This is a genomic window from Pseudoalteromonas sp. SG43-6 (assembly GCF_014164365.1).
In the GTDB taxonomy this organism is placed as follows: Bacteria; Pseudomonadota; Gammaproteobacteria; order Enterobacterales; family Alteromonadaceae; genus Pseudoalteromonas; species Pseudoalteromonas rhizosphaerae.
Genome location: NZ_JACJEZ010000024.1, coordinates 41,344 through 54,845 on the forward strand (window position 1 = coordinate 41,344; position 13,502 = coordinate 54,845).

The 13,502-nt window shown below is 39.2% G+C and carries 13 protein-coding genes; 12 read left to right on the forward strand and 1 reads right to left on the reverse strand.

The features are described 5' to 3' along the window. Nucleotides 1-3: 3 nt before the first annotated feature. Nucleotides 4-1,395, reverse strand: a complete 1,392-nt coding sequence (gene dnaA / locus H5201_RS11935; RefSeq protein ID WP_145241713.1) for a chromosomal replication initiator protein DnaA — start codon at nt 1,393-1,395, stop codon at nt 4-6. Between the two features lie 507 nt (nt 1,396-1,902). On the opposite strand from dnaA, the gene rpmH reads away from it, so the two are divergent. The 12 genes from rpmH to H5201_RS11995 all read left to right on the forward strand — a co-directional run bounded on the left by rpmH (nt 1,903) and on the right by H5201_RS11995 (nt 13,497). Further along, the gene (gene rpmH / locus H5201_RS11940) at nt 1,903-2,037 is read left to right on the forward strand and encodes a 50S ribosomal protein L34 (protein WP_004335215.1); all 135 of its coding nucleotides are present in this window, start codon (nt 1,903-1,905) and stop codon (nt 2,035-2,037) included. A 7-nt stretch (nt 2,038-2,044) separates the two neighbouring features. Beyond that, a complete protein-coding gene (gene rnpA / locus H5201_RS11945) occupies nt 2,045-2,470 on the forward strand; it encodes a ribonuclease P protein component (RefSeq protein ID WP_145241711.1) in 426 nt (141 codons plus the stop codon). A 126-nt stretch (nt 2,471-2,596) separates the two neighbouring features. Continuing rightward, entirely contained in the window at nt 2,597-2,872 is a 276-nt protein-coding gene (gene yidD, locus H5201_RS11950; protein WP_064668255.1) for a membrane protein insertion efficiency factor YidD, read from the forward strand. Between the two features lie 8 nt (nt 2,873-2,880). After that, nucleotides 2,881-4,515 (forward strand): membrane protein insertase YidC, encoded by a 1,635-nt coding sequence (gene yidC / locus H5201_RS11955; protein ID WP_182740441.1) that lies wholly within the window; start codon nt 2,881-2,883, stop codon nt 4,513-4,515. 126 nt (nt 4,516-4,641) lie between these two features. Beyond that, a complete protein-coding gene (gene mnmE, locus H5201_RS11960; RefSeq protein ID WP_145241707.1) occupies nt 4,642-6,006 on the forward strand; it encodes a tRNA uridine-5-carboxymethylaminomethyl(34) synthesis GTPase MnmE in 1,365 nt (454 codons plus the stop codon). A 403-nt stretch (nt 6,007-6,409) separates the two neighbouring features. Continuing rightward, on the forward strand, nt 6,410-7,198 hold the full coding sequence (locus H5201_RS11965) for an isocitrate lyase/phosphoenolpyruvate mutase family protein (RefSeq protein WP_182784639.1): 789 nt from the start codon (nt 6,410-6,412) through the stop codon (nt 7,196-7,198). A gap of 637 nt (nt 7,199-7,835) precedes the next feature. Further along, nucleotides 7,836-8,285, forward strand: coding sequence for a flavodoxin domain-containing protein (locus tag H5201_RS11970; RefSeq protein WP_182778859.1), 450 nt, complete (start codon nt 7,836-7,838; stop codon nt 8,283-8,285). Between the two features lie 428 nt (nt 8,286-8,713). Continuing rightward, nucleotides 8,714-10,603, forward strand: coding sequence for a tRNA uridine-5-carboxymethylaminomethyl(34) synthesis enzyme MnmG (gene mnmG, locus H5201_RS11975; protein ID WP_182784641.1), 1,890 nt, complete (start codon nt 8,714-8,716; stop codon nt 10,601-10,603). Between the two features lie 15 nt (nt 10,604-10,618). Continuing rightward, on the forward strand, nt 10,619-11,239 hold the full coding sequence (gene rsmG, locus H5201_RS11980; RefSeq protein WP_149983167.1) for a 16S rRNA (guanine(527)-N(7))-methyltransferase RsmG: 621 nt from the start codon (nt 10,619-10,621) through the stop codon (nt 11,237-11,239). Nucleotides 11,240-11,253: 14 nt separating this feature from the next. Beyond that, the gene (locus H5201_RS11985; protein WP_145241697.1) at nt 11,254-12,039 is read left to right on the forward strand and encodes a ParA family protein; all 786 of its coding nucleotides are present in this window, start codon (nt 11,254-11,256) and stop codon (nt 12,037-12,039) included. A 17-nt stretch (nt 12,040-12,056) separates the two neighbouring features. Then, nucleotides 12,057-12,974, forward strand: coding sequence for a ParB/RepB/Spo0J family partition protein (locus H5201_RS11990; protein WP_182784643.1), 918 nt, complete (start codon nt 12,057-12,059; stop codon nt 12,972-12,974). Nucleotides 12,975-13,116: 142 nt separating this feature from the next. After that, the gene (locus tag H5201_RS11995) at nt 13,117-13,497 is read left to right on the forward strand and encodes an ATP synthase subunit I (protein ID WP_145241693.1); all 381 of its coding nucleotides are present in this window, start codon (nt 13,117-13,119) and stop codon (nt 13,495-13,497) included. Nucleotides 13,498-13,502: the final 5 nt, after the last annotated feature.

Sequence of the window (13,502 nt, forward strand, 5' to 3'; positions counted from 1 at the left end):
GCCCTAAGATGACAATGTTCTTATTAGGTTTTGATAATCTTCTTTCACTTCGTGGCTTTCATCACGTAGTGATTTAATCTTTCTGCACGCATGCAATACTGTAGTGTGGTCGCGGCCACCAAAGGCATCACCAATCTCAGGTAAGCTGTGATTGGTAAGTTCTTTAGACAATGCCATAGCAACTTGACGAGGTCTTGCGATAGAGCGGCTGCGGCGCTTAGATAGCAGGTCTGAGACGCGAATACGATAATATTCAGCAACCGTACGTTGAATATTGTCTATCGTGACCAGTTTGTCCTGCAAAGCGAGCAAGTCACGTAATGCTTCTTTTACAAAGTCGATCGAAATTGGTCGACCAGTAAAGTTTGCATTAGCAATCACACGATTAAGCGCGCCCTCTAACTCACGCACATTTGAACGTAATTTTTTAGCGATAAAAAAGGCCACTTCGTGAGGTAAATTTATTTTACTCTGCTGGGCTTTTTTCATCAAAATAGCCACTCGCGTTTCAAGCTCTGGCGGCTCAATCGCGATGGTTAAACCCCAACCAAAACGTGATTTAAGGCGATCTTCAACCCCTTCAATCTCTTTTGGATAACGATCTGAGGTTAAAATAATTTGTTGGTTACCTTCAAGTAATGCATTGAAAGTATGAAAGAATTCTTCTTGAGAGCGTTCTTTGTTAGCAAAAAACTGAATATCATCGATCATTAAAGCATCAACACTGCGGTAATAACGCTTAAATTCTTCAATAGCATTATTTTGCAGGGCTTTAACCATATCTTGCACAAAGCGTTCGGAGTGCATATAAACAATTTTTGCATCTGGCTTATTTGCCATAATACCATTGCCAACCGCATGTAATAAATGCGTTTTACCTAAACCCGTTCCACCATATATAAATACCGGGTTAAAGGCTGCACCAGGATTATCCGCAACTTGCGTCGCAGCAGCTTTTGCTAACTGGTTAGATTTACCTTCAACAAAACTATCAAAGGTGTAGTTTTCTTTAATGTTTGATTTGTAACCAGACTTAGGAGCAGGCTCAACCACAGCTTTAGCTGCTTTTGGTTGCTGCTTTGCCGCCGGCTGATTCATCGGGGTCGCAGAGCCAGTTGTTGCAGGCGCGATCACTTGCGCATTGTGGATTGGCTTACTACCTACATCAAAGCGTAACTCTGGCGCTTCATCCTTACAAATCTCAACAAGTAATTCATTAATTCGGTTTAAGTACTTTTCTCTTACCCAATCAAGCACAAAGCGATTAGGTGCATAAATCGTCAGGGTATCTTCGGTACTTTCTGCTTGTAGTGGTCTTACCCACATACTGAACTGCTGCGAAGGCAGTTCATCTTGCAATACATATAAACAACTTTGCCAAACCGACAGATACACAGTTAAACTCCCAAAGACTTAGTATTTATTCCCGGTCATCTTTAGTGGCCGGAAATCATACATTTATTACTATTATTTAGGCAATTTATTAACCCAAGACCGAGTATTATGAATGCACTTTATCCACAAGTACAAGATTGATTTTTTTGAAAAATATGATCTGGCTAAAAAAAACAAGCAAGACGTTGATTTTTAATAGCAATTATTTTTAACTTCAAAGTATGATCATAGCAAAAAAGGGCTTGGATCGCGATCAAATTATGTGATCTATTTTACTTACCCCAAGCTTTTATGCACTTTTTATACAGAGCCTGTGGAAAACTTCTTTAATATAAGGATCCTAGCAGATCCTGCCAACAGATCTATTATCACCCCTCTATTATAAATGCGATTATGGTTGACTTTAAGGCACTTCATCGATAATATCTCGCGCTCGCAATGGCACCTGTGCCAGGATCGCGACCTGCATAGGATGTTTTAACCTTTAACCGATCGGATGGAATTGTTATGAAAAGAACTTTTCAACCTAGCGTTTTAAAACGCAAACGTGCACACGGTTTCCGTGCTCGCATGGCAACTGTAAATGGCCGTAAAGTATTAGCTCGTCGCCGCGCTAAAGGCCGCAAAGTTCTTTCTGCTTAATATATAAGTGGAAGACTTTAACTTTGGCAGGGAGTTACGTCTGTTAACTCCCTCGCATTACTCTCGCATCTTTAATGAACCCGCTCGGGCCGCAACTCCTTTCTTTACCTTATTAGCAAAACCCAATGACCAAGCAAAACCTCGCTTAGGACTCACTGTCGCTAAAAAACGGGTTAAAAAAGCTTGCCAACGAAACCGTATTAAACGTCTTGCTCGCGAAAGTTTTCGTTTAAACCAACACACTATTGATAATGTCGATATTGTGCTGATGGTTAAAAGTGGTATTGATGAACAGTCAAATGAAGAGCTAACTAAACAACTCACTAAATTATGGCGCAAGATTAACGAACGCTGTAAACCTGGTGCACCAAAACCACCGCCGTTTAAAAAACGCCCCAACAAATCGGCTAAATCCAATAAACAGAGCCAATAGCAATAGAATTACATGGTTAATTAAGGTATCTTTAGCTCACCTTTTAATCATGCATTTAAAATTCCATTTTGGGCGTTTAAATTCATGGTATCCATTCACTAAATATTACGCAGAGGCTTGAACATCATGAGGTTACTAAAACCACTTGTTGCTTTTCCTAAGCGCTGTTTAGTGTTATTAATTCGTGGTTATCAAAAGTGGATTAGTCCGCTGTTAGGTCCGCATTGTCGCTTTAATCCAACCTGCTCTAGTTATGCTATTCAAGCAATTAATTTGCATGGATCTGTAAAAGGGAGTTGGTTAGCGGTTAAACGCATATTAAAATGTCATCCTTTACATTCAGGTGGGGATGATCCCGTACCTGAAAAATTAACCCATATTAACCACCAACACGAGAAATAAGAGCTGTTATGGAATCGCAACGCACGTTTTTATTCATCGGCCTGATGCTTGTATCGTTTTTATTGTTCCAAGAGTGGAATAAAGACTACAACGCACCAAAAGTCGATCCTAGTGCCAACACACAAACACTACAAACTAATTCCCCTGACTCTGATGATTATGTTCCATCATCAACCGATGGTGAATTACCTACTGCAGCAACAACCGCGAAACGTTCAGTTATTGAAATTACGACTGACGTATTCAAAGTTAAAATTGACACCCGTGGTGGTGATATTGTTGAAGCTGACTTACTGCAATACGAAGAAACAAAAGGTAGCGAAACGCCTTATATGTTACTTGGTGAGTTTGATGGTAAACAATACTTCTCTCAGAGTGGTTTAATAGGCTTAAATGGCCCAGATGCATCTGCAGAAGGTCGCCCGGTTTATCACACGGAGCAAAAAACATTTGCTTTAACAGGTGACGAACTTCGCGTACCACTTACATTTACTGATAGCAAAGGTGTTAGTTTTACTAAAACGTATGTATTCAAAAAAGGTCAATACGATGTTGCTTTAGAATACTCAGTAAATAACACCACCGCAGAGCCAATTCAAGTACAGCTGTATACGCAAGTAAAACGCACAGTACAAGATAAAGGCAGCTTAGTTGACCAAAACTACTTAGGTGCTGCCTATGGTTCAGCTGAGGAAAAGTACGAGAAATATAGCTTTTCTGATATGGCCGACAAAAACCTTAGCATAAATACCCAAGGTGGTTATATTGCTTTTATTCAGCACTACTTTGTAAGTGCGTGGGTTCCTTCGCAAGAACAGCAAAATACCCTTTACAGCTTAATTGCTAAAGGCAACGCAGCAATTATTGGTGCTAAAGGTGAGCCGATAAATGTACAAGCAAACCAACAAGCAACTCTTGGTGCAACTTACTATATGGGCCCGAAAGAGTCGGATATACTTGAAGCTATTCATCCGAACTTAGATTTAACTGTCGATTACGGTTGGTTATGGTTTATCTCACAGCCGTTATTTATACTATTAAAATGGCTACATAGCATACTAGGTAACTGGGGTGTGGCAATTATCGCCATTACTGTGATTGTTAAATCAGCAATGTACCCACTTACCAAAGCGCAATATACGTCAATGGCTAAGATGCGTGCCCTACAGCCTAAAATGGCTGCATTAAAAGAAAAGTTTGGTGATGACCGTCAAAAATTCGGCCAAGCAACCATGGAAATGTACCGCAAAGAGAAAGTAAACCCTATGGGTGGCTGTTTCCCTATTTTGCTGCAAATGCCAATTTTCTTAGCGCTATTTTATGTATTCTTAGAATCAACAGAACTGCGTCATGCTGAGTTTATTTTTTGGTTAACTGACTTATCTGCGAAAGACCCATACTACGTACTACCAATCTTATTTGGTGCCAGTATGTTTATTACTCAGAAGCTACAACCAATGACGGTAACTGATCCGATGCAACAAAAGATGATGACCTTTATGCCGGTTATCTTCTCAGTGTTCTTCCTTTGGTTCCCATCTGGTCTAGTACTTTACTGGTTAGTATCAAACCTTATCTCTATCGCACAGATGCTGATCATCTATCGCGGTATGGAAAAGCAAGGAATAAAAGTCAGGGGCTAATTTGCTCAGTTACTTAAATTAAGGCGACCATTGGTCGCCTTTTTTATTGCCCGCTATTCGCCAGTCATAACTGCATAGGTTACAATACGCCCATACCATTACTCTTTAAGTTGGCAAACTATTAGCATGATCAATCAAGACACAATTGCAGCACAAGCAACCGCACCTGGTCGTGGTGGCGTTGGTATTATTCGCGTTTCTGGCAGTTTAGTAAAAACCGTCGCCGAACAGATTATTGGTCGTTGCCCTAAGGTGCGTTACGCCGATTACGTGCCATTTAACAGTCTTGCTGGCGAGCAACTTGATCAAGGTATTGCTATTTATTTTGCCGGGCCAAACTCTTTCACTGGCGAAGATGTACTTGAACTACAAGGCCATGGCGGTCCTGTAGTACTGGATATGCTACTTAAAGAAATTAGCCAAATTGAAGGTGTACGATTAGCAAAGCCAGGCGAGTTTTCTGAGCGCGCCTTTATGAACGACAAAATGGACTTAACCCAAGCAGAAGCAATTGCTGACTTAATTAATGCCACTTCAGAACAAGCAGCCAAAAGCGCCTTACAATCACTCCAGGGCGAGTTCTCTAAGCACATTGATACCTTAGTTGAAAAAGTCATTCACTTGCGTATGTACGTTGAAGCGGCCATTGATTTTCCCGATGAGGAAATAGACTTTTTATCTGACGGTAAAGTCTCTGGTGATCTAAATGCCATTATCACCCAGCTAAGCAATGTGACCAATCAAGCAAAACAAGGCAGCATTATGCGTGAAGGTATGCGCGTGGTGATTGCTGGGCGCCCTAACGCAGGCAAATCTAGTTTACTAAATGCACTTGCAGGGCGTGAAGCCGCTATTGTTACTGAAATTGCCGGCACCACCCGTGACGTACTACGAGAACACATTCACATTGATGGCATGCCGCTACATATTATAGATACTGCAGGCCTGCGCGAAAGCCCAGACCGCGTTGAGCAAATAGGCATTGAACGCGCATGGGATGAAATAAAACAAGCCGACCGCGTGTTGTTTATGCTTGATGGCACTGATACCAAAGACACTGACCCACATGCTATTTGGCCAGAGTTTATGGCCAAACTACCTGCCGGTATGGGCGTAACCGTGATCCGAAATAAAGCCGATTTATCGGGTGACGAAGTCGGTATGAGCGAAAACCAGCAATATCCAGTGATCAGCTTAAGTGCTAAAAATGCTGATGGTATAGAGTTAGTTCGTACTCACTTAAAGGCATGTATAGGTTTTCAGGGAGCTACCGAAGGCGGCTTTATGGCCCGTCGTCGTCACTTGGATGCACTCGATAGCGCAGCTCATCATTTACAAACTGGCAAAGACCAATTAGAGATGCATATTGCCGGTGAGATCCTAGCTGAAGAACTACGTTTAACACAAAACTACTTAAACGAGATCACCGGTGAATTTACCTCTGACGATCTACTTGGCAAAATTTTCAGCTCATTTTGTATCGGTAAATAATTAAAAACTAAGGGTGCTTATATAAGCACTCTTAATCCCCTTCAAAAACCAGTATATTATTATACCAATCGACTTAAATATTTAACCATTCTAGCGAGCTACATAAAGCGCTAACTGCGTTATAATTTTTTCAATTAGAACAACTACATGTCAAAATTTACGCCTTGTTATCACTGTATTTATCTGTCGCTATAAATGGTCAGTAACTTTACACGATTGGTATTAGCTGTATTCAATAAAAAATACAAGTCGTTATTTAACCAACCGCTCTAAATTATCCGTCGCTATCACTGCCTTTTAGGTTTTTACAACGAGCTTAAAATTTACGTTCAGTGCCGAACTTGGCCAGCGTAGTCACCGTAATCTTTTTATAGTCATAATGAAATTCACTTTTGAGATCATTATGAATAAATACCAAACCTTTCATCAATTACATAAACAAGAGCAATTATTTTTATTACCAAATGCGTGGGATCCATTAAGCGCTCGTATATTAGCTGATGCTGGTTTTGCTGCTATCGCCACAACAAGTTGGGGGATGGCCCAATCTCGAGGTCAAGAAGATGGCGAACAATGCTCATTTGAGGAGTTTATAAGTCAGCTAAAACCAATAATCGATGCTGTTAATATTGCTGTTTCCGTGGATATTGAATCAGGTTACAGTAATGACGTAAGCACTATTTGTCAGCATGTTTTGGCCGTAGCCAAATTAGGTGCTGTCGGTATTAATATTGAGGATTCAGATAAAAAAACAGCTCAGTTACGCTCCCTAGAACACCAAGTAGAGATCCTTAAAGCGATTAAAAATACACTTAAAAAGTATGGTTTTTCACAGCTATTTATCAATGCTAGAACTGATTGCTACAGCCAAAATATGGCTTCTCTTGAACATGTAATAACTCGATCTTTGGCTTATCAAGACGCTGGCGTTGATGGTATTTTTATCCCTGGATTATCCGATTTAACAGCAATAAAGCAAATAACAACGACACTTAAGGTGCCACTTAACGTGATGGCACAGCCATTAAAAAGTGATTTTCTTTGCGATAATAGTAGTAATAGCAGTTCATTATTTGCACATGGCGTGCAAAGATATACGCTTGGTAATGCACTATTTGATGCCACAAAAGCCTATATTTTTACCGCTAGCAGTACTTTTAATAGCACAAAAAGTAGCGATCATTTATTCTAATCGGAGTTTTAAAAGCTATTTATACAAAATTAAAATCATAATTAGTGATAAAAATAGTAACTAATTTAGAAATTGATCAGCACAAGCTCAAATTGTTATCCACAATTTGGGCTTTTTTGATCATTTTTAACTGAGAGGCATATAAAAAGTACTCAATTTATTAGCTAAAACAGTATAAATCGAGCAATAAACCCACTAAATCAACTTTAATTGCCATTAATTACTTATTTAGCACCCTACTTGAAATATTTTTTGGCATTTCATAAATTAATTTATAGCCAAAACGATCGTTATCAACAGGCGATCTATCCACATTCTGATCACTCGTTTTAAAACTCTTAATGAAACGAAAATTCACCACTCATAAAACGTAAAATCAATATCTTAGTAAAATAAAAATAAGATCTTATGTTGTTACTACCCAGCTTTCCCACTTTTTATCAACAGCTTGATCAGAAGATTACATATTGGAATACTTTATTTTATTTATATATATCAAATAATTACGAATTAAAAATAAGAAACATCAAAAATCGTACTTTAAATACTTATACAAACTTCCATTCAAGGCTTTACTGCTGAGTAAACTCAGTTATCATAAGCCTATAAGTAAGCAGTTGTGTGATCAAATAGAATTATGAACTCCGTTAATATCATTATAGGCAGCCAAATGGGATCTGCTGAGTATGTAGGTGAGCAACTAGCAGAGCAATTAGTTACTCAAGGGATCACTACAGAAGTTCATGATCAACCTAACTTTTCACAGATAAACCAAGAAAATACTATCTGGTTATTGTGTACTTCTACTTATGGTGCTGGTGATTATCCTGAGAACCTTTTATCCTTTGTTGAAGATATTAATCAAGTTAATGATTTAAAAGGATTAAATTTTAGTGTTATTGGTTTAGGTGACACCAGTTATGATACCTATAACCTCGCAGGCCGTAATCTAGAACAACTTTTAGTAAGTAAAGGCGCGCACTGTATAGCAGAGCGCTTAGAGTTGAATATTCTTGATGAAGAACTACCAGAAGACACCGCATTAGCTTGGTTACCAAGCTGGATCGAGCAAATAAACCGTATTTAATTAAGATCACAGTTTAGATCCAAATTTAAAGTTACCCACAATTTACTGAGTATTTATATCAAATTGTGGATAAGCTATGATCTAACTGCGTTTTAAGACTATGTTATCCATTGGATAAGATCTGATCCAATACCCCCTGTGCATAAAGAGCCTTTTTGATCAGAGCTTATAATCAGTTAGATCCGATCATATCAACACCTTTAGATCCGATCTAACTTTATGTTTTAATAAGTAAACTAAACCTTATCAACAGAAATCATGCTCAGTAGTAGTAACAGTAATAAAAGATCTCTTTAAAAGATCCTTTATATTATTAGAGATCATTTACTTAGATCTTGGCCACAGTTTAATCATTTATCTTCTGTAAATTTATAGGTAGAATACGCTCCCCCTTGAAAGTTTGCTGGTTGATTAAGTAGGATCCCGAAATGATTTTTCACGAAAATTTTGATGTTATTGTTGTTGGTGGTGGACATGCAGGTACAGAAGCTGCGTTAGCTGCTGCACGTATGGGTATGAATACCCTACTGCTGACTCACAATATGGATACCCTTGGTCAGATGTCATGTAACCCAGCAATTGGTGGTATTGGCAAAGGTCATTTGGTTAAAGAAATTGATGCACTAGGTGGTGCAATGGCCCAAGCAATTGATAAAGGCGGTATTCAATTCCGTACTTTAAATTCTTCAAAGGGACCTGCAGTAAGAGCTACTCGTGCACAAGCAGATCGCGCTTTATATAAAGCTGCTATTCAAGATATTTTACAACACCAAGATAACCTGAAGATCTTTCAGCAATCATGTGATGATCTGATTGTTGAAAATAATAAAGTAACAGGTGTTGTTACTCAAATGGGACTGCGTTTTAGCGCACCTTCTGTTGTATTAACCGTAGGCACATTCCTTGGTGGCCAAATTCACATTGGCTTAGAAAACTTCAAAGGTGGTCGCGCTGGTGATCCACCTTCAATCGCATTAGCAAATCGTTTACGTGAATTACCATTTCGTGTTGATCGCTTAAAAACTGGAACGCCACCACGTATTGATGCCCGTACAGTTGATTTTAGTAAAATGGAACAACAACCTGGTGATGCTATAACACCGGTGTTTTCATTTATGGGTAAGCAGTTAGATCATCCACAACAAATTTCTTGCTTCATCACATACACCAATGAAAAAACTCATGATGTGATCCGCAATAATTTACATCGTTCACCTATGTACTCAGGTGTTATTGAAGGGATTGGTCCACGTTACTGTCCTTCTATTGAAGATAAAATTGTTCGCTTTGCAGATAAAGACAAACATCAAATTTTTGTTGAGCCTGAAGGCCTAACATCTTATGAGCTTTATCCAAATGGTATTTCAACTAGTTTGCCATTTGATGTGCAATTAGAGATTGTGCAATCAATCACTGGCTTTGAAAATGCACATATTTGCCGTCCAGGCTATGCTATCGAGTACGACTTTTTTGATCCACGCGATTTAAAGAAATCATTAGAGACCAAATTTATTGATGGTTTGTTCTTTGCTGGACAGATCAATGGCACTACAGGCTATGAAGAAGCCGGTGCACAAGGCTTAATTGCCGGTATGAATGCAGCATTGCAAGTACAAGGTAAAGAGCCTTGGACACCGCGCCGTGATGAAGCTTATGTCGGTGTATTAATCGACGATTTAACTACACTAGGTACCAAAGAACCGTACCGTATGTTTACTAGTCGTGCTGAATACCGTTTGTTACTACGTGAAGACAACGCTGATATTCGTTTAACAGCAAAAGGTCGTGAACTTGGTTTAGTTAACGATGAACGCTGGCAAGCATTTAATGAAAAAATGGATATCATTGCAAAAGAATCTCAACGGATCAAAGAAACTTGGATCCATAAAGATCACGCTGTAATTGATCAAGTTAATGGCTTACTTAAAACACCATTAACCCGAGAGGCAAGTTTAGAAGAATTATTACGTCGCCCTGAGATCCGTTATAACGATCTAATGGCGATCGAAGGATTAGGATCTGAGTTTGATCATGCAACAGCGTTAGAGCAAGTTGAGATCCACACTAAGTACGCAGGTTATATTGCTCGTCAGCAAGAAGAGATCAATAAGCAACTTCGTCATGAGTTAACTATTTTGCCTAAAGATTATGATTACTCGATCGTATCGGGTCTATCAAATGAAGTGGTTGTTAAATTAACTGAGGCGCGTCCTGATACAATCGGTCAAGCATCACGTATTTCAGGTATCACGCCTGCTGCTATTTCGCTATTATTAGTTTATCTGAAGAAGCAAGGCTTACTACGTAAAATTGCGTAGTCATTAAGGAATACTGTGTTACAGCAACAATTAACTACTTTGTTAGCGCAAACTGATATTGCGCTAACTGAAAAACAGCAGCAACAATTGGTTCAATATGTTGAGTTACTCAACAAATGGAACAAAGCTTATAATTTAACCTCAGTGCGTTTACCTGAGGATATGATGATTAAGCATATTATGGATAGCTTAGTTGTTGCACCTCACCTACCCGGTCATCATTATATTGATGTTGGTACGGGTCCTGGTCTTCCGGGTATCGTATTAGCTATTGCATTACCTGAGACACAATTTATTTTATTAGATAGTTTAGGTAAACGCGTGCGTTTTTTAATGCAGGTAAAACATGAGCTAGGTCTGAAAAATGTAACCCCAGTGCAGTCTAGAGTTGAAGATTATCAACCAAGTGTTAAATTAGATGGTGTATTGAGTCGTGCTTTTGCATCTTTACAAGATATGGTTGACTGGTGTTCGCACTTGATTGATCATTCAGGTAAGTTTATTGCCTTAAAAGGCGTATTTCCAAGTGAAGAGCTAGAATCTTTACCAGCAGGTGTTAAGTTCGAGCAAAAAATCACCTTGGAAGTACCAAAATTAGATGCGCAAAGACATTTAATTATTCTTTCTAAAGACTAGGGATCAGAGATACTGTGGCAAAAGTCATCGCAATAGCAAACCAAAAAGGTGGTGTGGGTAAAACCACCACAGCAGTTAATCTCGCGGCATCAATGGCTGCAACTAAACGTAAAGTGTTGCTTATTGATCTCGATCCGCAAGGCAATGCAACCATGGGTAGCGGCGTAGACAAATACGGCGATGTGGCAACAATTTATGATTTATTAATCGAAGATAAACCAATTGAAGAAGTTGTTACTAAAGAAACCTCTGGTGAATATCATTTAATTGCTGCCAATGGTGATGTTACCGCCGCCGAAGTTAAACTGATGGAGCTTTATGCTCGAGAAGTACGACTACGCAATGCGCTTGAAAAAATATCTGATCAATATGAATTTATTTTTATCGACTGCCCACCATCACTGAACATGCTTACGGTGAATGCAATGGCGGCCGCGGATTCAATTTTAGTGCCTATGCAATGTGAATATTATGCGCTTGAAGGTTTAACCGCATTAATGGACACAATTACGCAATTAGCCAAGTTAGTTAATCCAAAACTACAGATTGAAGGGATTTTACGTACTATGTACGATCCGCGTAATCGTTTGGCCAATGATGTATCTGAGCAGCTTAAACAACATTTTGGCGATAAAGTATACCGCACCGTGATCCCACGTAATGTACGTTTAGCTGAAGCGCCGAGTTTTGGTGCACCCGCAATGTATTATGATCGGGCATCAAGTGGTGCTAAAGCGTATTTAGCACTTGCCGGTGAAATGTTACGCAGAAAAGAAAAAATATCCCCAATCGTCGCCTAACTTGAGGTAAAAAGAACATGTCTGCTAAAAAACGCGGTTTAGGCCGAGGACTCGATGCTTTATTAAGCTCGTCAAAACCAGCACCGAGTGCCCGCACTGAACAACCCAACGTGAGTGAGCAGGATGTAATTGTTCAGCCAACCAGTAGTGAACTGCAAAAGCTACCGATTGAGTTTTTACACTCAGGTAAATATCAGCCACGTAAAGACATGTCCGAAGAAGCGCTTGAAGAGCTAGCAAGCTCAATTCGATCGCAAGGGATTATTCAGCCAATTGTAGTTCGTCCAGTAGCAGAAAACAGTTATGAGATAATTGCTGGTGAACGTCGCTGGCGTGCTGCACAAATAGCTAAGCTAGACGTAGTACCATGTATCATTAAAGATGTGCCTGATGAAGCTGCGGTGGCCATCGCATTGATTGAAAATATTCAACGCGAAGATCTAAATGCCATGGAAGAAGCGGTTGCATTGCACCGTTTGTTAACTGAGTTTGAATTAACTCACCAACAAGTGGCAGATGCCGTAGGCAAATCACGCACGACAGTAACTAATTTATTACGACTGAATAACCTTAATGATGATGTTAAAATATTGTTGGAACATGGCGATATTGAAATGGGTCATGCGCGTTGTTTATTAGCCCTTGAAGGTGAAGCACAATCTGATGCTGCTCGACTGGCTGTAGCAAAGGCTTTAACTGTACGCGAAACAGAAAAATTAGTTCGTTCAATTATTGAACCTGACCCTAAAAAAGAAACTTTCGAAAAAGATCCAGATGTCAAACAGTTAGAACAACAATTAGCCGAAAACTTGGGTGCTAAAGTTGAAATTAACTACAACAAAAAAGGCAAAGGAAACTTAGTTATTTCGTATACTAACTTAGAAGAGTTAGATGGAATTTTAAGCCGTATAAATGCAGAGAATTCCGAGCATTAATAAATATCATGTCCAAAAAGAGACATTCGTCGCAAATTTGCACCACAATACACCGACTCAAGTTGCAAAACTGGTAGGAATCAGTATAATTTCGCCAGTTTTCATGCCCTGACAATTAGATTGCCACTAAGGTTAACTAAACGTGACAAATAAGTTAGCGAGGCCATATCGGCTTGCCGCATTAAAATTAATATGTCTTCAGGGTGTTGTAGCATTAGTTGCTGCTGTAATCATTTTTGTTGGTTGGGGAGTAGATGCCGGCCTTTCAGCTATCGCTGGAGGCACTGTAGCGGTGCTCCCTAATTTTGTATTTGTTATCTATGCATTCCGTTATATGGGTGCTAGTAAAGCAAAACAAGTGTTTGCCTCGTTTAAACGCGGCAACGGATTAAAATTTTTGCTAACAATCTTTTTGTTTGCGCTGATATTTAAACTGTATCCGGTAATCTTTTTGCCATTTTTTTGTAGTTTTATATTAGTGATGTTCGTTGGATTGTTCGCGCCAGTTTTTTTTAATCATTAACTTTT

Bases quoted from the DNA above. Each gene is read 5' to 3' on its own strand.
- rpmH (WP_004335215.1), top strand. From the start codon at position 1,903: ATGAAAAGAACTTTTCAACCTAGCGTTTTAAAACGCAAACGTGCACAC.
- yidD (WP_064668255.1), top strand. From the start codon at position 2,597: ATGAGGTTACTAAAACCACTTGTTGCTTTTCCTAAGCGCTGTTTAGTG.
- yidC (WP_182740441.1), top strand. From the start codon at position 2,881: ATGGAATCGCAACGCACGTTTTTATTCATCGGCCTGATGCTTGTATCG.
- mnmE (WP_145241707.1), top strand. From the start codon at position 4,642: ATGATCAATCAAGACACAATTGCAGCACAAGCAACCGCACCTGGTCGT.
- H5201_RS11965 (WP_182784639.1), top strand. From the start codon at position 6,410: ATGAATAAATACCAAACCTTTCATCAATTACATAAACAAGAGCAATTA.
- H5201_RS11970 (WP_182778859.1), top strand. From the start codon at position 7,836: ATGAACTCCGTTAATATCATTATAGGCAGCCAAATGGGATCTGCTGAG.
- mnmG (WP_182784641.1), top strand. From the start codon at position 8,714: ATGATTTTTCACGAAAATTTTGATGTTATTGTTGTTGGTGGTGGACAT.
- H5201_RS11990 (WP_182784643.1), top strand. From the start codon at position 12,057: ATGTCTGCTAAAAAACGCGGTTTAGGCCGAGGACTCGATGCTTTATTA.